General features: G+C 75.6%; 16 protein-coding genes. 8 read left to right on the forward strand and 8 right to left on the reverse strand.

All coding sequences use genetic code 11. From position 1 onward, the window contains the following. Window positions 1-78: 78 nt before the first annotated feature. From AB0J53_RS09980 to AB0J53_RS10005, 6 genes are all read right to left on the reverse strand, one after another. Window positions 79-1,854, reverse strand: coding sequence for a hypothetical protein (locus AB0J53_RS09980; protein WP_364170650.1), 1,776 nt, complete (start codon window positions 1,852-1,854; stop codon window positions 79-81). A 186-nt stretch (window positions 1,855-2,040) separates the two neighbouring features. Next, the gene (locus tag AB0J53_RS09985) at window positions 2,041-3,261 is read right to left on the reverse strand and encodes an NAD(P)/FAD-dependent oxidoreductase (protein WP_364170652.1); all 1,221 of its coding nucleotides are present in this window, start codon (window positions 3,259-3,261) and stop codon (window positions 2,041-2,043) included. A 102-nt stretch (window positions 3,262-3,363) separates the two neighbouring features. Further along, window positions 3,364-5,799, reverse strand: coding sequence for a protein kinase (locus tag AB0J53_RS09990; RefSeq protein WP_364170654.1), 2,436 nt, complete (start codon window positions 5,797-5,799; stop codon window positions 3,364-3,366). 79 nt (window positions 5,800-5,878) lie between these two features. Beyond that, the gene (locus tag AB0J53_RS09995; protein WP_364170656.1) at window positions 5,879-7,609 is read right to left on the reverse strand and encodes an ABC transporter ATP-binding protein; all 1,731 of its coding nucleotides are present in this window, start codon (window positions 7,607-7,609) and stop codon (window positions 5,879-5,881) included. Next, window positions 7,606-10,242 carry an ATP-binding cassette domain-containing protein gene (locus AB0J53_RS10000; protein WP_364170658.1) on the reverse strand — a complete coding sequence of 879 codons (2,637 nt, stop codon included), beginning with the start codon at window positions 10,240-10,242 and terminating at the stop codon, window positions 7,606-7,608. The genes AB0J53_RS09995 and AB0J53_RS10000 overlap by 4 nt, the downstream gene beginning before the upstream one ends. Before the next feature lie 103 nt (window positions 10,243-10,345). Next, window positions 10,346-11,698 carry a S41 family peptidase gene (locus AB0J53_RS10005; RefSeq protein ID WP_364170660.1) on the reverse strand — a complete coding sequence of 451 codons (1,353 nt, stop codon included), beginning with the start codon at window positions 11,696-11,698 and terminating at the stop codon, window positions 10,346-10,348. An 88-nt stretch (window positions 11,699-11,786) separates the two neighbouring features. Here AB0J53_RS10005 and AB0J53_RS10010 point away from each other — a divergent pair, with 88 nt between their 5' ends. The 7 genes from AB0J53_RS10010 to AB0J53_RS10040 all read left to right on the forward strand — a co-directional run bounded on the left by AB0J53_RS10010 (window position 11,787) and on the right by AB0J53_RS10040 (window position 17,724). Then, entirely contained in the window at window positions 11,787-12,440 is a 654-nt protein-coding gene (locus AB0J53_RS10010) for a response regulator transcription factor (protein WP_364170662.1), read from the forward strand. Further along, window positions 12,437-13,510 carry an ATP-binding protein gene (locus tag AB0J53_RS10015; protein ID WP_364170664.1) on the forward strand — a complete coding sequence of 358 codons (1,074 nt, stop codon included), beginning with the start codon at window positions 12,437-12,439 and terminating at the stop codon, window positions 13,508-13,510. Before AB0J53_RS10010 ends, AB0J53_RS10015 begins: the two co-directional genes overlap by 4 nt. 6 nt (window positions 13,511-13,516) lie before the next feature. Further along, a complete protein-coding gene (locus tag AB0J53_RS10020) occupies window positions 13,517-14,203 on the forward strand; it encodes a pentapeptide repeat-containing protein (RefSeq protein ID WP_364170666.1) in 687 nt (228 codons plus the stop codon). Between the two features lie 33 nt (window positions 14,204-14,236). Next, entirely contained in the window at window positions 14,237-14,842 is a 606-nt protein-coding gene (locus AB0J53_RS10025) for a sugar O-acetyltransferase (RefSeq protein WP_364170668.1), read from the forward strand. Then, a complete protein-coding gene (locus AB0J53_RS10030) occupies window positions 14,839-15,408 on the forward strand; it encodes a TetR family transcriptional regulator (protein ID WP_364170670.1) in 570 nt (189 codons plus the stop codon). The genes AB0J53_RS10025 and AB0J53_RS10030 overlap by 4 nt, the downstream gene beginning before the upstream one ends. A 37-nt stretch (window positions 15,409-15,445) precedes the next feature. Further along, window positions 15,446-16,645 carry an MFS transporter gene (locus AB0J53_RS10035; protein WP_364170672.1) on the forward strand — a complete coding sequence of 400 codons (1,200 nt, stop codon included), beginning with the start codon at window positions 15,446-15,448 and terminating at the stop codon, window positions 16,643-16,645. 86 nt (window positions 16,646-16,731) lie between these two features. Continuing rightward, window positions 16,732-17,724 carry an alpha/beta hydrolase gene (locus tag AB0J53_RS10040; protein WP_364170674.1) on the forward strand — a complete coding sequence of 331 codons (993 nt, stop codon included), beginning with the start codon at window positions 16,732-16,734 and terminating at the stop codon, window positions 17,722-17,724. A gap of 24 nt (window positions 17,725-17,748) precedes the next feature. On the opposite strand, the gene AB0J53_RS10045 is transcribed toward AB0J53_RS10040, so the two are convergent. Beyond that, entirely contained in the window at window positions 17,749-18,255 is a 507-nt protein-coding gene (locus AB0J53_RS10045; protein WP_364170676.1) for a DinB family protein, read from the reverse strand. Between the two features lie 92 nt (window positions 18,256-18,347). Here AB0J53_RS10045 and AB0J53_RS10050 point away from each other — a divergent pair, with 92 nt between their 5' ends. Further along, entirely contained in the window at window positions 18,348-18,926 is a 579-nt protein-coding gene (locus AB0J53_RS10050; protein ID WP_364170678.1) for an XRE family transcriptional regulator, read from the forward strand. Window positions 18,927-18,933: 7 nt separating this feature from the next. On the opposite strand, the gene AB0J53_RS10055 is transcribed toward AB0J53_RS10050, so the two are convergent. Further along, entirely contained in the window at window positions 18,934-19,896 is a 963-nt protein-coding gene (locus AB0J53_RS10055; RefSeq protein ID WP_219508469.1) for an alpha/beta hydrolase, read from the reverse strand. Window positions 19,897-19,928: the final 32 nt, after the last annotated feature.

Raw genomic sequence — 19,928 nt, forward strand, 5'->3', positions numbered from 1 at the left:
ACGGGCCCTGTCCGGTGGGCCGACAACTCTGCCGCCGTCCGGCGGTGCGGTGCGGCGCCGCCGCCGGACGGCGGTGGGTCACGCGGGCGCCGGGGCGCAGCCGGAGGACTTGCCCTTGCCCGGGTGGCAGTGCCGGGGCTTGACCGCGACCTTGATGGTGGCGCGGGCCTGTGCGGAGGTGAGGCCGCCGGCACTGGCGCGGGCCGTGTTCGTGATGGCGCGGTGGCAGTGATGGCGGTGCCGGCACTTCGGCGCGGGGCCCGGCGGGACGGCCGGGACCACGTACGTGCCGGTGCAGACCGTGCTCGCGCCGGGCGCGAGGGTCGTTTCCCGGCAGGTGACGCCGGTGATGTGGCTGTCGTCGATCCGCAGCCCGGTCACGGTGCGGGAGGAGTCGTTGCGCACGAGGTAGCGGTAGGTGACCCGGTCGCCGGGCCGGTACGGGTGCGACGCGTCCACCTTCTTGACCAGCTTGAGGGTTCCGCCGCCGCCCCCGGCCCGGACGGTGACCTGCGCCTCGGGGGACTCGACGGCGTGGGACTCGGCGGTGCCGCGCGCCACGGCGGTGTTGGTGACGGAGCCTCGGGCGGCGTCCTCCTCGGTGATGGTGTGGCTGCCGGTGCAGACGATCGACGCGCCCACCGCCAGCGTGTTCTGCCGGCAGGCGACCATCGGGACCACGTCGTCGGTCACGGTGAGCCCGGTGATGTCCATGTTGCCGGTGTTGGTCACCACGTACTCGTACCGGACGACGGTGCCGACCGGCGCGGGGTCGGGCACGGTCGTGCCCGTGGCCAGCCGCTTCTCCAGGCTCAGCGCGGGCAGCTCGGCCACCGGCCGGACGACCACGTTGCGGACGAGGTGCACGTCGGTGTACATGCCGGTGGAGGCGGCGAACCCGAACTTGTACGTCTCGGGCACCGGCGTGGGCGCGGGCGTGGTGAGCACCTGCTGCGGTCCGGCGCCGTCGTTGAAGTCGATGGTGACGGTCAGCACCGGGTCGGGCGCGGGGGTGATGCGCACGTTGACGGTGCGGCGTGACGGCGTGAGAAGCCGCTCGGCGTCCTCGGGGGTGACGTCGTCGGGCAGCGTCGTCGTCGGCCCGTGCAACTGGCCCGGCAGCGTGGACGTCCACGGGCCGCCGGTGTCGAGGCCGGTCGCGGTGGCGGTCAGGAAGCAGTAGCCCTGGGTGCCGTTGCCGGGTCCGCGCACGGTGACCATGTTGGGCCCCGGCGCGGGGTTGCGGAACCCGGTCCCGGCGGGGGAGCGCTCGGCGCAGCCGAGGCCGCGCTGCTCCCAGTCGCCGAAGAAGTTGCCGAGCACGTCCAGCCCGACGCCGACGTACCCCTGGTTGACGCCGGGCTGGAACGGGTTGCTGGGAAGGTCGTCGGGCAGCTTCTGCGCGTAGCCGAGGCTGCCGCCGAACGCGCCGGGCGCGGTGAGCGTGGCCGAGCCGTCGATGAGGAAGAACGAGATGCCGTCGGCCGGGGGCGTGGTGCCGCCGTACTGCCACTGCTCGAACGTCACGTCGATGCCCTGGTCGGCGCGGATCGGCTCGTTGTAGAGCGCTGCTCCGGCCTGGTCGTTGCCGGCGCTGGTCAGCTGCAGATAGCCGTACGGGGCGCCGCCGGTGGGCGGGACGGGCCCCACGGAGTCCGCCGGGCAGCCGGTCAGCGGGTGACTGCCCGCCGGTGGCTGGGCGGCCGGGGCGCCGGTCAGGCAGGCCGTGCCGACGGCGATGAACTCCGGGATCGCGCTCGCCCCGGTGAAGTCCTCCTCGACGAGCGGGACGGGCTGGGCCGCCGCGATGGGCATCGGGGCCAGGACGGCCGCCATCAAACCGACGAGTGTCACTCCGCATATGGCGCTCACACACTGTGTCTTCACGGACACAAACCGTAAATCTATGCATGCGTGAGGCGGCTCAGCGACACGGCAAACGATCGGGCAGGAAACGCCGGTTCCGGCCCCTCGGCCAGGTTATGGTGAGCGGTTCGACCCGCTCCGCCGGCCGTGCTCCATCCCCTGCTGAGCGCGCGGTCAGCGGGAGACGCTGGTGGCGCTGCGGCGCGGCCCGGCGTAGCGCCAGAAGAAGTTGAGCAGCACGCTGGCCCGGTTGCGCCCGCCCAGCAGGTAGGACACGTGGATGAAGATCCACACCAGCCAGGCCGGGAACCCGCGCACGGTCAGCCCGTTGGGCAGTTGCAGCACCGCCTCCCCCTTGCCCACGGTGGCCATGATGCCCGGGTCCCGGTAGGAGAACCGCTGTGGCGGCCGGCCCTGGATGGCCGCGGCGATCTGCCGGCCCGCGTGGTCGCCCATCTGGATCGCCGGCTGGGCGAGCTGCGGTTGCGCTTCGGGCTGCCCCGACAGGTCGCCCGCGACGAAGATCTCCGGGTGGCCGGGCACGTTCAGCGCGTCGGTGAGCGTGATCCGGCCGCCCTTGCCCTGCTCCAGGCCCCAGCTCCCGACCTGCTCGGGGGCTGTCACGCCGAGCGCCCACACGGTCAGGTCGCTCGGCAGCCGCGTGCCGTCGCTCAGCAGCACCGCGTCCTCCTCGACCGCCGCGACCGTGGAGCTCAGGCGCAGCTTGACGCCCCGCCTGCGCAGCGCCGCCGCCGTCGCGTCCCGCAGCCTCGGCTTGTACGGGGCCAGCACGTACTCGAAGCGCTCCACCAGCGTCACGCTCGTCCGGTCGGGGCCGATCTCCGGGTGCGTGAGCGGCAGCGTGCGCCGGCGCAGCTCGGCCAGCGTGCCCGCCATCTCCACCCCGGTCGCGCCCGCGCCCACCACCACGACGTGCGTGCTCTTGCGGCGGCCGAGCGCCGTGTCCTCCAGGTACTGTCCCAGCCGGTCGCGCAGCGCCGCCGCGTCGTGCAGCGAGTAGATCGGCAGCGCGTTCGCCTCGGCGCCCTCGATGCCGAGCCAGTTGGTGGTCACGCCGGTGGCCAGGACGAGATAGTCGTAGTCCAGCCCCGTCCCGTCCTCGAACTCCACCCGCCGCTCGTCCGCCAGCACCCTGGTGAGCGTCGCCCGGCGGGTGCGCACGTTCGGCCACTTGGCGGCGAACGTGCGGATCGGGTACGACACGTCCGACAGGCCCATCCCGGCGGTGGCGACCTGGTAGAGCAGGGGCTGGAAGGTCGAGTACGGGTTGCGGTCGACCAGCGTCACCAGGGCGCCGGCGCGGGCCAGCCTCTTCGTGGCCGCGAGCCCCGCGAACCCCGCACCGACGACCACGACCCGCGCTCTCTTCACCATGATCCGGTCCTTCCCTGAAACGCCGATCCGGAAAATCGTCCAATACCCTTTGTTTTCCGGTATGTGCGTCTTTTGGTGGACCAGGGTCGGCAACCGCGCGGGTCACGTACCTCCCAGACTCCACACGTACAGGACCCCGCCCGCCGCGCCCGCGACCACGGGACGGCCGGCGACCTCCGCCAGGGCCAGCGCGCGGACCTCCGGGCCGGTGGTGAGGAGCTCGCCGATGACCTCGCCCGTGTCGAGGTTCCAGACGCGCACGTACGTGCCGCCGCCAGGACTGTGCGCGACCACCGCGACCGGCACCCCGTCCAGCAGGCCCGCGACCAGGGCGGCGGTCCCGCGCGCCCCGAACGACCACTTCCCCGACCGCTTCCCGCTCGCCAGGTCGTAGGCCCGCAGGGTGGCGTCGAGGTGCGTGGAGATGAGCAGCGTGCGGCCCTCCCGCTCGACGCAGGCCAGCCGTTCGACGCCGCCGATGTCCCCGGTGCGGAAGTCGTGCGCCACCCCGCCGCCGGACAGGTCGCGGACGCGGACCCGGTTGCGGCCGTCGGCGGTGACGAGCACGTCGCGGCCGTCCAGCCTGCCGAACGCCAGCGCGTCGATGCCCTGGAAGTGCTCGCCCATCGGCTTGCCGAGCTGCTCGCCCCCGGCGACGTCCCACAGGCGGGCGACGCTGTAGAGGTCCCTGACGAGGTCGTACTTCTGGGAGATCGCCACCGCCTTGCCGCCCGCGAGCGTGACGCCGATGATCGGGTCGCCGGCCCCGTGGCGGGCGTCCGGGCCCCACACGCGCATCCGGCCGTCGGCGTGCCCGGACACCACCCGGTCCCCGTCCTCGCACGCGACGCACGTCACGGCCGCGCCGCCGTCGCCCAGCCTGGCCACCCGGGCGGCGGTGGCGGTCGTGCTCAGGTCCCAGGTCAGGACCGTCCCGTTGTCGGTGCCGCACGCGACCCGCGCGCCCGAGGCGGCGAGCGTCACCGGCGTGCCGCTCCCGCGCGGCAGGGTGACGGGCTCCACGACGAACGACCCGAACGGCACGGGCTGCGGCGCCGCCGTGGCGGGCGCGGTGGCCGCGCCCGGGGTGCCGTCGGTAGCGGTGGGCGTCGCCCCGTCGGTCGCCGTGCCGGTCGTGCCCGTAGTGCCGGTCGTGCCACTCGTGCCGGTCGTGCCGGGGCTCGCCGTACGGGCGGTCCCGGTCGCCGTGGGGTCCGCCGGTCCGTTCGCCTCGAAGACGCCGCTTCCCGGCCGGAGGATCGCGAACGCGGACACCGCCGCGGCCGCCGTCGCCGCGACTCCCCCGATGAGGACCCGCCGGCTCACCGCCCCACCCCGCCCCGCCACCGTCTCGGGCCCGCCGGAGGACGACGCGGTATGAGCTCCGGGCCCCGGCGGCAAGGCCCGCTCCGGACCACCCGCCCCCGGCGGCCCGAACGGCCGCACGGGCGCCCCGGGCCCGTACGGCCCCTGCGCATGCGGCGCCCCGGGCGCGGCGCCGTACGCCCCCTCCGGCTGCCGGTCCGCCCGCCCGGCGTGGCCGCCCCCGCCTTGAGCCGGTCCCTGCCCGGCGTCCTGGGGCGCGCCGTACGGGCCCTGCCCTGACGGCCGCGCCTGCCCGGTGCCCGGGGCCGGGACGTACGGACCGTGCGGCGTCGGGGTGTGCGGGGCCGGGGTGTGCTGGCCGGCGGGGTGGTCCGGGCGGGGGATGAGGCGCTGGGCGGCATCGGGGGCGCCGGACTGGGTGAGGGTGGCGAGCAGGTCGGCGGGAGCCGGGCGGGCGGCGGGGGACTTGGCGAGGCACGCGCGGATCGGCTCGGCGAGGTGCGGCGGGACGCCGGTCAGGTCGGGTTCGTCGGTGAGGATCGCGTTCAGGATGACCGGCACCGTGTCACCCGCGAAGGGCGGCCGCCCGGTGGCCGCGAACACCATGGTGCCCGCCCAGCTGAACACGTCGGACGCCGGCCCGACCCGCTCCCCGGTGAACTGCTCCGGCGACATGTACGTGGGCGTGCCGACGGGCCCGGACGCGTGCGTGGTGGCGTCGAGCGCCTTGGCGATGCCGAAGTCGATGACGGTCGGCCCCTCCGGCCCCATCAGCACGTTGCCCGGCTTGAAGTCGCGGTGCACGATCCCGGCCCGGTGGATGGCGGCCAGCGCGGTGAGCGTGGCGATGGCGAGCCGGTCCAGCCCGCCGCCGGTGCGCGGCCCGGAGGAGCGCACCAGTGCCTGGAGGGTGTCTCCGGCGACGTACTCGCTGACGATGTAGGGCCGCTCGTCCAGCGTCCCGACGTCCAGCACGGCCGCCGTGCAGAACGCGGCCACGCGGCGCGCCGCCTCCACCTCGCGCAGGAAGCCCCGGGTGACGTCGTCGTCGTGGCCCAGGTGGCTGTGCAGCAGCTTGATCGCGACCGGGCGGCCGTCGTCGGCGGTGCCGTGGTAGACGACGCCCTGGCCGCCGGAGCCGAGCACCCCGGTGAGGCGGTAGCCGCCGATCCGCTCGGGGTCGCCCGGGCGGAGCGGCCGGATGTCCGGCATCCCACTCCTTTCCGGACCTTTCATGAACGACCACACGATAGGCCCGGCCGTACCCGGGGCGGAAGGCGGCAGCCCGCAGTCAGGCGAGCGTCCAGGCGGCGGCCTGCTCGCGCTGCCGCCAGTAGGCGGCGAAACGCCCGCCCCGGGCCAGCAGCTCGGCCGGGGCGCCCGCCTCGGCCACCCGCCCGTCCTCCAGGAAGACCACCTGGTCGGCGCGGGCGATCGTGCTGAGCCGGTGGGCGACGACGACGGTGGCCCGCCGCCCCGCCGCCGACTCCAGCGCGGCGACGACGGCCCGCTCGTTGGCGGCGTCCAGGGCGGCCGTGGCCTCGTCGAGCAGGAGCAGCGGCGCGTCCTTGAGCAGGGCGCGGGCGATGCTCACCCGCTGGCGCTCGCCGCCGGACAGCGCCGTGCCGCGTTCGCCCACGCGGGTGTCCCAGCCGTCGGGCAGCCGTTCGATCACCTCGTCGAGCCGGGCCGCCGACGCCGCCTCGCGGACCCGCTCGTCGGGCGCGTCCGGGTCGCCGAGCCGGACGTTGTCGCAGAGGCTCGCGTCGAAGAGGTAGACGTCCTGGAAGACGATGCCGAGCCCGCCCATCAACGCGGCCGGGTCGTAGCGGCGCACGTCGTGCCCGGCGACCAGCACGCTGCCCTCCCGGGCCTCGTGGAAGCGGGCGACGAGCGCCAGCAGCGTCGACTTGCCCGCGCCCGACGGGCCGACGATCGCCGTGGTGGTGCCGCGCTCCACCGTGAACGAGACCCCGGCCAGCACGTCCCGCCCCGGCTCGTGGCCGAAGCGTACGTCGCGCAGCTCCAGGGCGGGCGCGCCCGGGTCGGGCACGACCGGGGCGGGGGCGTCCGCGCCGAGCACCGGCGCGTCGAGCACACTGCGGACCCGCGTCAGGGTGCCGCGCAGCGCCTCCATCGCCGGGGAGAGCTCCGCCAGCGTGGCGAACGGCTCGGCGAAACGCACCGCCACGATGACGAGCGCGACCACCTGCGCGCCGCCGAGCTCGCCGGTCACGCCCAGCATGACCGCCGTCGCCACCAGGCCGAGCAGGGCCGCCTGGGTGGCCAGCCCGAACAGCACCTGCCCCGGCAGGCTGAAACCGATCAGCCGCAGCGCCGCCGACCGCTGCCGGTCCAGCGCCCGCCCCACCGCCGTGCCGCGGACGCCGGTCCGCCCGGCGGCGCGCAGCGCGGGCTGGGCCTGCGCCAGCTCGATGACGCGCTGCCCCGCCTCGGCGGAGGCCGTCGCGTAGGCGTCGTCGGCCGCGCGCAGGCACCGGCCGCTCGCCCACATGGCGCCCAGCAGCACCGGCGCCGCCGCCAGCGCCACCAGGCCGAGCGGCCAGGCGACCAGCAGCAGCCCGGCCCCGATCAGCGGCGGCGTGATGAGCGCCCCGGCGACCGGCGTCAGCAGGTGCGCCACCCCCTGGCACAGCTCGCGCCCCGACGAGGTCAGCGCCCGCTGCGCCTCGGCCCGCCGCCCGGCGGTGAACCAGCCGAGCGGGATGCGCTGGAGCCGGTCCACCACCCGCGCCTCCATGCCGGACAGCAGCTCGAAGCCGATCGCGAACCCGGCGACGGCGACCGCGCGGTCGGCGGCCCAGCCCGCCGCCACCAGCGCCGCCAGCAGCGCGATCCAGCCCGCAGCGGCGCCGGGCCCGGCGGAGAACAGCGCGCCGAGCAGCGGCACCAGCGTGAGCACCGCCCCCGCCCGCACCGCCGCGCTCACCACGAGCAGGACCAGGTAGCGGACGACGGCGGCCCGGTCGCCGGCCAGCCGGAGCACGTCGAAGATCATCATGTCAGGGTCTCCAGGGGAGCGGCGGCCTGCCACAGGTCGCGGTAGAGGCCGGGGGCGGCCAGCAGGCTCTCGTGCGTGCCACGCTGGACGACCCGGCCGCCGTCCAGCACCACGATCGCGTCCGCGCCCGTGATCGTGTACAGCCGGTGCGCGATGACCACGACGGTACGGCCCGCGACCAGCTCGCTGATCGCCCGCTGCACCAGGTGCTCGGACTCCGGGTCGGCGAACGCCGTCGCCTCGTCCAGCACCAGCACCGGCGCGTCGGCCAGCAGGGCGCGCGCGATCGTCAGCCGCTGCGCCTCGCCGCCCGACAGCCGGGCCCGCTCGCCGAGCACCGTGTCGTAGCCGTCCGGCAGCCGGGCGATCCGGTCGTGCACGTGCGCCGCCCTGGCCACCCGTTCCACCTCCTCCCGGGAGGCGTCCGGCCTGGCCAGCGCGATGTTGTCGTGGACGCTCGCCCGGAGCAGGGACACGTCCTGGAAGACGAACCCGACCGTACGGTGCAGCTCGTCCTGCGACAGCTCGCGCAGGTCAACGCCGTCGACGGTGATCCGGCCGGCGTCCACGTCGTGGAAGCGCGCCAGCAGCGCGGCGAGCGTCGACTTGCCCGCGCCGCTCGGCCCCACGAGCGCCGTCACCGTCCCCGGCGCGAACTCCAGGTCGACGCCCGACAGCACCGGCCGCCGCGCGTCGTAGCCGAACCCCACCCCCTCGAACCGGACCGTACGGCCCGCCGCCCCGGGAAGCGGCCGGGGCAGCCGCGGCTCGGGCAGCTCCGGCTCCACCAGCAGCAGGCCGATGCGCCGCGCCGCCGCCAGCGCGTCACGTACCGAACCCAGGCCGAACGCGGCGGCCAGCAACTGGCTCCCGAACGTCGCGCCGAGCAGCAGGAACGGCAGCAGGTCCGCAGCGGCGAGCAGGCCGCCCGCCACCATCGGCGCGCCCGCCACGACGATCAGCAGCAGGCTCGTCAGCGGGCGCGTCACCAGGTCGACCGCCGTCCTGCGGCGGATCAGCGGCCGCTGCCACCGCTCCAGGAACCGCGCCCGCTCGCCCAGCAGCGCCCGGAAGCCGCCCGCCGGGCCCGCGTCGTACGCCCTGACCACGGTCAGACCGTCCACGTACGAGACCGCCTCCGCGCCCACCCGCCGCTCCCACACGGTGAACCCGGCCAGCTCGGCGGCCGACGCCTGCACCATGCGCGCCGACATGACGAGGTAGGCCAGCAGCGGCGCCAGCAGCACCGCCGCCAGCGCCGGCGAGACCGTGAACAGGTAGGCCAGCACCGCCAGCGGGGCCACCAGCGCCGCCACCACGTCCAGCACCGCGTGCGTCACCAGGTAGTGCACGCTCTCCGCGTCGTCCTGGACCGCCTGCTTGACCCGGCCGGACGAGCGCTCGGTGAACCAGCCCAGCGGCAGCCGCGCCAGCTTGCTCACCACGTCCGCGCGCACCCGGTGACCGAACCGCGCGTCGAGCACGTGCATCGCCGCCACCAGCAGGCCCGCCAGCGCCGCGCCGCCGCCCATCAGCGCCAGCGCCCCCACCCCCAGCCCGGCCAGTCCCGCCGCCTGCGGGCCGGCAGTGAGCAGGCGGCGGCACAGCTCGACCAGCAGCAGGTAGGGCGCGAGCTGCACCAGGCTCACCACGGCCTGGAACGCCCCGGCCAGCAGGAGCCGGCCCCGCAACGGCGCCAGCAGCCGCGCCCCCGCCCGCGACCGCCACCCCACCGAGCCCGCAGCGGACCCTCCCGAGCCCGCGCGTGCGGCGGGGCCGCCCGCCGTCGCGCCCGCCGTCGCGCCCGCCTCCGCGAGGCCCGCCTCCGCGCCCGCCGCCGCACCCCCTGCGGGGGGAGGGGGTTGGTTTCGGGCCGGGCGGGTGCCGGTGGGGGTTTCCTCGCCGGGGGTGTGGTCGCGGCCGGTGCCCATCGCCTGGCCGCGGATCCAGTACGCGCGGGCCTTGACGTCGCCCCGGGGGAAGCCGAGGTCCTTGAGCCGGGCGCGGACGTGCTTGGTGGCGGCCGATTCGGCGGTGACCCAGGCGTACCAGTTGGACCAGTCGCGCTCCTCGATGGCGTCGGCGAGCGCGGCGGGGTCGCCGGTGGCGGGCAGCCAGGTGACCGTGGCGCGGGGGTGCGGCGTGACGGGGATGAGCGTGTCGTGCTCGTGGTGGCGTTCGAGGTGGACGCGTACCTCGGCGGTGCCGGGCAGGGCGGCGAGGATGGCGTTGATGCCGGGCAGCGAGGCGGCGTCGCCGACGAGCAGGTAGCCGTCGGGGGCGGGGTCGGGCGGGGTGAAATGCCCGGAGGCCCAGCGGGTGACCTGGACGGTGTCGCCGGTCCCGGCCCGGGCGGCCCAGGCGCTGGCGGGCCCCGCGGGCTCGTGGATGAGGAACTCGATGCTGACCCGCCGCGTCTCCGGATCGGGGTCGAGCAGCGTGTAGCCGCGCTGGTGCTCGCGCCCGGGCCGGCGGGGGTCGGGCGCCCAGAGCCGTACCCAGCTCGCGGGCTCGATCGGCTGCCCGTCGAACAGCGTCGGCGCGTCGAAGGTGATGCGACGGTAGTGCGGGGTGACGTCGTCGACGGCGGCGACGGTGAGCGTGTGCTCCACGGCGCCGAAGGTCTTCATCATGGCCCCGGCGTAACCCCTGCTCGCCACTCGCTCTCCCAGGTAAGGCTTACCTTAGTTATGGGGCATAACATAGAAGAGCGAGCGGCACGGGCGCAACCGGCGTTCAGCGCAGCAGGTCCAGCGCCTTGGCCAGGCCCGGGTCGCGGTCGGTGGCCAGCGCGAGGGCGGTCATCGGGGCGTGGTGGTCGGCCGGCGTGCCGATCGTGTCGATCATCTCCCGGTTCGGGCCGAGGTGCCGGACCTTGGGGAGCCCCAGCACGGTGCCGTCGTCCAGCAGGTAGCCGGCGGCGGGCCCGGAGACGGCGCCCGCGGTGCGGGTCCCCACGATCGTCCCCAGCCGCAGCCCCTTCACCGCGGCGCTGAAGTCGTCGCAGGCCGACGCGCACCCCCGGTCGGCCAGCACGACCAGCCGGGCGCCGAGCAGCGGGACGCTGTCGTTGGTGCGGTTGGCCGCGCACTCCCCGTTCAGCGGGCAGAAGTAGCTGGTGACCTCGCCGTGCGCGAACGCGCCGAGCAGCCGCGTCACCTCCCGGGGCGACCCGCCGCCGTTGCCGCGCAGGTCGAGCACGACCGCCTCCGGCTTGTCCCGCAGCTCGGCCAGCACCTGGTCAGCGGCGCCGGGGAAGAACCCGGGCAGCTTCACGTACACGGCGCCGCCCGGCAGCTTCCTCGACGTGACCTCGTCGCGCGGCGGGTCGAGGGGGCCTTCGACGAGCCGTACGGTGCGGACCTGCCCGGACGTGGGCCGTTTGAGCGTCAGCCGGACGGACGGGCCCGGCAGGACGTCGAAGACGGTCGTGTTGGGCCGGTCGCCGACGAACACCGGGATGCCGTTGACCTTGAGCACGATGTCGCCCGGCCGGATGCCGGCCCGGTCGGCGGGGCTGCCGTCCAGGACGCGGGTGATGAACAGCGGCGGCCGGGCCGCGGGGTCGAACCTCGGCCCCTGCGCCGCCGACAGGCCCGCGATGCCGGTGCCGACCGGCCCGTCCCCCGGCCCGCCGTCCGGCGGCGGCGACGGGCGGGCCGTGCGGGCGTGGTTGTCCTGCAGCGAGTCCACCATGCCGGTGATCGCGGCCCGCAGCGCGGCGGGGTCGCCGTCGCCGAGGACCTTCGCGAACGCCGCCCAGTCGCCGTCGCGGTCGCCGGTCAGCGCGGGCAGGTGCAGCCCGGGCCGGTCGGCGCCGCGCCGCATCAGGTCCTGCGTGTAGGCGGAGAACGCGCTCTTCAGCAGCTCGCGCGGGTCCATCGCGGGGCCGCTGTAGTAGTGGTCGAGCACGCAGTGGTACGCCATCCGCAGGGTGTTCACGGTGGTGGGGGGCGGCGGCTGCGGCGGCGGCGCGGTCGCGGGGGCGCACCGGCCGCCGGGCTCCGAGGGACTGGACGGGCCGGGAACGGGTGCCGGGGACAGGGCGCAGGCCGCGGCGAGCGCGGCGGCGCAGAGTGTTCTGATCATGGCCGCCAGCGTGGCGGCGGCCCCGTTGCGCGGCTGTGAACGCGATCGTTAACGCCGCTGTTACGCCCGCCGCGATACGAACGGCGGCATGCGGGTTCTGGTGGCCGAGGACGAGCGGGATCTGGCCGATCTGGTGGCGGTGGGGCTGCGCCGCCACGCGATGGCCGTGGACGTGGTGTACGACGGCATGGCCGCCTCGCAGCGGCTGGCGGTCAGCGACTACGACGTGCTCGTGCTCGACCGGGACCTGCCGGGGACGCACGGCGACCTGGTCTGCCGTGAGCTGGTGGCGCGCGGCTGCCGGACCCGGATCCTGATGATGACGGCGGCCGGGTCGGTGCCGGACCGGATCGAGGGGCTGGGCATGGGCGCCGACGACTACCTGCCCAAGCCGTTCGACTTCGCCGAGCTGGTGGCGCGGGTGCGGGCGCTCGGCCGGCGCAGCGTCCCCGGGGTGCCGCCGGTGCTGACCAGGCACGGCATCATGGTCGACACGCACCGCCTCCAGGCCGCCCGCGACGGCCGCCACCTGCACCTGTCGCTCAAGGAGTTCGCCGTCCTGGAGACGCTGATGCGCGCCGACGGCGCCGTGGTGAGCGCCGAGCGGCTGCTGGAGGAGGCGTGGGACGAGAACGTCGACCCGTTCACCACCGTGGTCCGGGTCGTGGTCAGCCGGCTGCGGGCCAAGCTCGGCGACCCGCCGTGCATCCAGACGGTGCCCGGCGCGGGCTACCTGCTGTGACGACGATCCGGGTCCGGCTGACGCTCGTCTACTCGGGGCTGTTCCTGCTGACGTCGGTGGTGCTGCTCGTCACCGTCAACCTGCTGCTGAGCCACGCGCTGTCCACCCGGGTCGGGCGGCTGCCCGTCCCGCCCCCCGCCGCCGAGGTCCCGCCCGGCGGCAGAGGCGGCGACGGGGTGCGGCCGCCGCTGCCCGAGCTGGTGGACGACGTGGTCGGCTATCAGTGGGAGGTGACGTGGCTGGCGGTGGGCGTCCTGGCGCTGGTGTCGCTGCTCGCGGGCTGGCTGGTGGCCGGCAGGCTGCTGCGGCCCCTGCACCGGATCACCGCCACCGCCCGGCGGCTGTCGCTGTCGACGCTGCACGAGCGGATCGCGCTGACCGGGCCGCAGGACGAGCTCAAGGAGCTCGCCGACACCTTCGACGCCATGCTCGACCGGCTCGAACGCTCGGTGGACGCGCAGCGGCGCTTCATCGCCAACGCCTCGCACGAGCTGCGCACCCCGCTGGCCGTGCAGCGGGCCGCCATCGAGATCGGGCTCCCCCCGGACCTGGGGGAGATCCGCGACAAGCTGCTGACGCACAACCGCCGCAGCGAACGGCTCATTGACGCCCTGCTGCTGCTCGCCCAGGCCGAGCACGGCCTGCGCGAACGCGCCCCCGTCGCCCTGGACGAGGTGACCCGGCTGGTGCTGGCCGAGCAGGCGGGCGGCCCGGTGAGCGTCACGGCGCGGATCGAGCCGTGCGTCGTGGACGGTGACGCCGTCCTGCTCAACCGACTCGTCACCAACCTCGTCGACAACGCCGTCCGCTACAACCGGCCCGGCGGGACCGTCGAGGTGACGCTCGCCGGGCGCCGCCTGACCGTCGGCAACACCGGCCCCGAGGTGCCGGCCGACCGGCTCGGCGACCTCTTCCTCCCGTTCCGCCGCCTGGGCACGACCCGCGAGCAGGGCGCCGGGCTCGGCCTGTCGATCGTCGCCTCCATCGCCGCCGCCCACGGTGGCGACGTCCGCGCCCGCCCCAACCCGGGCGGCGGCCTGACGGTGACCGTCACCTTCCCACCCGCCTGACCCGGTGTGCCTGCCCCCGGCCCGGCCCGCCTGACCCGCGCCCGCCTGACCCGCGCCCGCCTGACCCGCGCCCGCCTGACCCGCGCCCGCCTGACCCGCGCCCGCCTGACCCGCGCCCGCCTGACCTGGCATGGCGCGGCACGGTATACAGGGCGGATGACGTTCGGGGTGCGCCAGTTCGAGCTGGCCCTGATGCACCGCATGCGCGACCTCAACCCGGCGCGGGTGGAGGAGGCGCTGGCCGCGATGGGCGCGACCCGGGCCGAGCTGCGCGACGCGCACGCCCGCTGGACCCGGATGGCGTACGCGCCCGGGGCGCCGAAGGGCGTCGCCGCGCTGTGCCGCACCCTCGGCCCGCCGGCGCACCGGGGCGTCCGGCAGGCGGGCAGCCTGACGTGCGAGGTGTTCCGGTGGGCGCTGCCGTCGTGGCCGGGCCTGGAGTTCGAGGCGCTGGCGGGCCCCGGCGGCGAGGTGTGGAACCAGTGGTTCGTCCGGCCGAGCCCCCGCGCCGCGCCCGCCTTCGGCGAGCTCGTCCCGTGGGCGTGCGTCGTGGCGGACCTCGCCGCCTTCCCCGGCGCGACGCAGGGCGAGGGCGGGGCGCCGCACCACTGGACGGCCGGTTTCACCCACGAGGGCGCGGGCTACCGGGCGCTGTTCGTGTACGGGCTGCTCCAGCGGCTCGACCGCGCCTGATCGGCAAAAATCGGCATGTGTACGCTTGTACGTATGATGCCTGATGCGGATGGCCGGACGATGCGCGAGCGGATGCTGGCCGGTGACCTGTACATCGCCGACGACCCCGAGCTGGCCGAGCACCTCATGCGCGCCGCGGAGCTGACGGAGGCGTTCAACGCCACACCGGCCCGCGACGCCGGTGAGCGCCGCCGCCTGCTCACCGAGCTGCTCGGCTCGGTCGGCGAGGGCACGGAGATCCGGCCGCCGCTGCACGTCGACTACGGCGGCCACATCCGCATCGGCGCCCGCTGCTTCGCCAACTTCGGCCTCGTCGCTCTGGACGTGGCGCCGATCACCATCGGCGACGACGTCCAGATCGGGTCGTACGTCCAGCTCCTGACCCCTACCCACCCGGTCGACCCGGAGCTGCGCCGCGCCAGGTGGGAGGCCGCCGCGCCCATCACCATCGGCGACAACGTGTGGCTGGGCAGCGGCGCGATCGTCCTGGCCGGGGTCACGATCGGGGACAACACCGTCGTCGGCGCCGGGGCCGTGGTCACCCGCGACCTGCCCGCCAACGTCGTCGCCGTCGGCAACCCCGCCCGCGTGATCCGCACCGCCGGACCCGCCGCCGGCTCCGATCCCGCCGCCGGATGACCGGTGCCACGCCGTCGCCCGGCCGGCGGCGTCCGCGCCGGCACGACCCCGGGCGGCGCGACCGGCTGATCGACGCCGCGCTCACCGTCATCGCCGAACGCGGCGTCGCCCGCACCACCCACCGCGAGATCGCCCGCGCCGCCGACGTGCCGCTCGGCTCGATGACCTACCACTTCGCCTCCCTGGAGGAGGTCCTGGCCGAGGCGTTCACCCGGCACTCCGACGCGGTCGCCCGCGTCTTCGACGAGCGCCTGGCGGCCGCCGCCGACCGCGACGCCGCCGCCGAGGCCGTCATCGCCCTGGTGTCGGACGACCTGCTCGGCTCCCGGCGGGACTTCGTCCTGAGCGTCGAGCTGTACGTGGCCGCCGCCCGCGACCCCGCCCTGCGCGCCGTCACCCAGGCGTGGATGGCACGCAGCCGCCGCGCGCTGGAACGCCACTTCGACCCCACCACCGCGCGGGAGCTCGACGCGCTCATCGAGGGCCTGGTGCTGCACAGCGCCCTGTCGACCGACCCGATGACGCCGGAGCAGATCCGGCACGCCGTCCACCGCTTCCTGCGCTGACCGCGCCTCCCGCCCGTGCCACCTGATCGGAATCTCCATGCCCGCCGCGCCCCCCACCGCCCAGGCCCGCCGCGCCCGCGCCGCCGTCGCGGCCCTGTTCCTCACCAACGGGGCCGTCTTCTTCAACCTCGTCCCCCGCTACCCGGAGCTCAAGGCCGACCTCGGCGTGAGCAACGCCGTGTTCGGCACCGCCGTGGCCGGGGCCCCGCTGGGCGCGCTCGTGGCCGGGCTGCTCGCCGGGGCGGCCATCCGCCGTCTCGGCTCGGCGCGGGTGGCGGCCTCCGGGATCGCCCTGACCGGCCTCGTGACGCTGCTGGTCTGCTTCGTGCCGAACTGGGTGACCTTCGCCGGCGTGCTGTTCGCCTTCGGCGCCCTGGACGCCGTCGTGGACGTCGCGCAGAACGCCCACGGCCTGCGCGTCCAGCGGCTCTACGGGCGTTCCATCGTCAACTCGCTGCACGGACTGTGGAGTGTCGGCGCGGTGCTGGGCGGCCTGATGGGCGCGGCCGCCGCCGGGCTGCGCCTGCCCCTGCCGGTCCATCTGACGATCTCGGCGGTGCTGTTCAGCGTCGTCGCGCTCGTCGCGTACCGGTTCCTGCTGCCCGGCGCCGAGGACGCCGAGCGGCCCGCCGGAAGGCGAAACCCTGGCGGGCGCGGGTGGCGGGAGGCGTTCCCCGGGGCGGCCGTGCGGATGCTGGCCGTGCTCGGCCTGCTGGCCGCCTGCGGCGCGCTCGTCGAGGACGCCGGCGAGTCCTGGGGCGCCCTTTTCCTCAGCGGCGACCTGGGCGCCGACGCCGCCACCGCCGGGCTGGCCGTCGTCGCCCTCCAGGCGGCCATGACCGCCGGCCGCCTGACCGGAGACCGCGTCGTGGACCGGTTCGGCCGCCGCGCCGTCGTCCGCGCCGGGGCGGTCCTGGCCGCGGCCGGGATGGGGGCCGCGCTCGCCGTGCCGTCGGTCCCGGCGGCGCTGGCCGGGTTCGCGCTGGCCGGGCTCGGCTTCGCCACCGTCGTGCCGGCCGCCATGCAGGCCGCGGACGAGCTGCCAGGACTGCCCGACGGCACCGGGCTGACCGTCGTGAGCTGGCTGCTGCGCGGCGGGTTCCTGCTGTCGCCGCCCCTCGTCGGGGTGGTCGCCGACCTCGTCAGCCTGCGCGCCGGGCTGCTCACCGTCGTCGCGGCCGGCGCTCTCACCGCCGTCCTCGCCCGCGCCCTGCCGCGCCGGGAACCCGGGGGGTGAGCGGGATCACCGGGAACGGCCGTCACACCCTGGACCGTCCGCCCGTCCGGACCATGAACGACTCGACGACAGAGACCGAGGATGACATGGTCCGCCCTGACGACACACCCCCGACCCGGGCCCGGCGGCCCGGACGCAGGCGCCGCTGGCCGCGCGTGCTGGCGGCGGCGCTCGCGCTGCTGGTGGCCGTGACGCTGTTCGGCGCGTACGGCTGGCAGCCGGCCGAGGACGGCCGCGCCTTCCGCTCGCCCTTCCTGGCCCAGGCCGGGTCCCGCTACGCCGACACCCCGATCGCCGCCTTCCACTACGTGAAGGCCGGGTCCGGCAGCCCGGTGATCCTGCTGTCACCCGGCGGCACCTCGGTCATCGGCTGGAAGGACCAGCTGCCGGCGCTGGCCCGCGACCACACCGTGTACGTGGTCGACCTGCCCGGCCAGGGCTACACCCGGCTCAAGGACCCCGGCTTCGCCTACGACCTGGACGCGATGACCGCCGCCGTCGGGTCGTTCATGGACGCCGTCGGCGTGCGGCGGGCCGCCCTGGCGGGCAACTCCTGGAGCGGCGGCTGGGCCCTGGCCTTCGCCCAGCGTCACCCCGCCCGCGTCAGCAGGCTCGCGCTGCTCGACGCCACCGGCCTGGACCTGCCCGGAACCTGGATGTGGGAGTCGCTGAAGCTCCCCGTCGTGGGCGAGCTGGCCGTCAAGCTGTCCTCCGGCCGGTCAGCGGTGGAGAGCCTGGCCGAGGGCATGATGGTCAACAAGGAGCGCGTCACCGCACAGCTGGTCGACGAGTGGTGGGCGCCGATGACCTTCCACGAGAACATCCGCGCCACGTACCTGCTGGAACGCCGCCTCGACTGGGGGCCGACCGAGCGCGCCCTGCCCGCGACGAGGACGCCGGTCCTGGTGCTGTGGGGGGAGCAGGACACCGTGCAGCCGGTCGAGCGGGCCCGCCGCTTCGCCGAGCTGCTGCCCGACGCGCGGCTGGAGATCCTCAAGGGGTGCGGTCACGCGCCGCAGCTCGACTGCCCGGAGCCGGTCAACCGGCACCTGCGCGCCTTCTTCGCCGCCTCCGGGTGACGAGGGCGGCCGGTCAGCGGCCGGTCAGCGGCCGGTGGCGCCGTCGATCCGCTCGCGCAGGATGTCGGCGTGGCCGGCGTGCCGCCCGGTCTCCTCGATCATGTGCACCAGCACCCAGCGCATCGACGGCGTCCCGCCCCGGCCCGGAGGCCGCGGGGCGGGCAGGTCCAGGTCGGGGCAGGCGTCGATGACCCGGTTCGCCTGCTCGACGGCCCTGCGGTAGCGGGCGAGCACGCCGTCCACCGTGTCCTCGGCCGTGGGCCGCATGGTCGCGGCCCAGTCGCCGGCGTCCTCGCCGAGGAAGTAGAAGCGTTCGACGTACGCCAGATGCCTGACCAGGCCGAGCAGGCTCGTGCCCGACGGCACCCCGGCGGTCCTGACCTGGGGCTCCGGGACGCCGTCGACCTTGGCGGCGACGGCGTCGCGCAGGCGGTCGAGGAAGCCCCGCAGCGTCGCCTTCTCACCGGCGGGCCGCGCCCGGGAGAGCACCGCGTCCTCGCCGCCCGGCCGCTGGGTCCGGGTGGAATCCATGTGGGTCGCCCCCTTCGTCGGTGATGTATGGCCAGCATCGCCGCCGCTCTTCCCGGCTTGCAAGGAAAGTTGCGGATCCGCATCATCAGGGGATGGAACGCCCTGAAGAAGACGTCCTCGCCGGAGTCGGGCCGAGGCTGCGCGCCCTGCGCAAGGCGCGCGGCGCCACGCTGGCCGCGCTCGCCGGCGAGACCGGCCTCACCGCGAGCACCCTGTCCCGCCTGGAGAACGGCAGGCTCCGCCCCACGCTGGAGCAACTGCTGCCGCTGGCGCGGGCGCACGGCGTCCCGCTCGACGACCTCGTCGCCGCGCCGCCCACCGGCGACCCGCGCATCCACCTGCGGCCGGTGCGGCGGCACGGGCTGGTGATGGTGCCGCTCACCCGGCGGGCCGGCGGCGTCCAGGCGTACAAGGTCGTCTACCCGCCCGCCGGGCGGGAGTCCACGACGAAGCTGCAGGCCCACGAGGGTTACGAGTGGTTCTACGTCCTCGACGGGGAGGCCAGGTTCGTGCTGGGCGAGCGGGAGTTCCGGCTCGGCGCCGGCGAGGCCGCCGAGTACGACACCCGCGTCCCCCACTGGATCGGCAGCGCGGGCAGCCGGCCGGCCGAGGTGCTCACGCTGTTCGGCGCCCAGGGGGAGCGCGCCCACCTGGCCCCGGCCAACTCCTGACCCGGCGTCACAGACCGGCCAGCCAGCCGGTCAGGATGCGGTTCACCTCCTCGGGACGCTCCTGCTGCACCCAGTGCCCGCAGTCGTCCAGCAGGTGGGAGGCGACCAGGCCGGGCAGCGTCACGGGGAACGCCTCGACGGCGGCCGACAGCCACGTGGTGGTGGCGTCCAGCGCGCCCCCGACGAACAGCGACGGCTGCGCGATCGGCGCGCCCGCGTGAGCGGCCAGGTCCTCCCAGTCGCGGTCCATGTTGCGGTAGCGGTTGAGCCCTCCGGTCAGCCCCGTCCGCTCGAACTCGGCCGCGTACACGTCGAGGTCGGCCTCGCTCAGCCAGCCCGGCAGCGGCCCGGACGGGAACCGGTCGCGCATCCGGCCGCCCCGGCTCACGAAGTGCGGGTCCGGCGCGCCCGGCGGCGGCATGGTCCCGGCCGACAGGGCGGCGTAGACGCCGGCGAGCCAGCCGCGCACGTCCGGCTCGATCTCCGCCTCGGCCCGGCCGGGCTCCTGGAAGTAGGCGACGTAGAACTCCTCGTCACCGCCCATCCGCGCGAACGCCTCACTGGGCCTCGGCCCGCCCGGCGGCGTGTAGGGCACGCTCAGCATCGCGACGGCGGTGAACACGTCCGGCCTGAGCAACGCGGCGTGCGCGGCGATCCCCGCACCCCAGTCGTGGCCGACGATCGCCGCCGTGTCCTCGCCCAGCCCGCGCACCGCCGCGACCGCGTCCTCCACCAGGTCGACCATCCGGTACGCGGCCACGTCCGCCGGCTTGGACGAGCGGCCGTAACCGCGCACGTCCACCGCGGCCGCCCGGTAACCGGCGGCGGCCAGCGCGGGCAACTGGTGCCGCCAGGAGTACCACGACTCCGGGAACCCGTGGACCAGCAGCACGAGCGGCCCCGCCCCCTCCTCCACCAGGTGGATCCGGCCCGCGGGCGAGGGAACGAGACGGTGGGCGTATTTCGGCATGTCATCCTCCAAGTGGTTCCCGCCGATCATCG

The sequence above is a fragment of the Nonomuraea sp. NPDC049725 genome (assembly GCF_040674795.1).
GTDB lineage: Bacteria > Actinomycetota > Actinomycetes > Streptosporangiales > Streptosporangiaceae > Nonomuraea > Nonomuraea ceibae.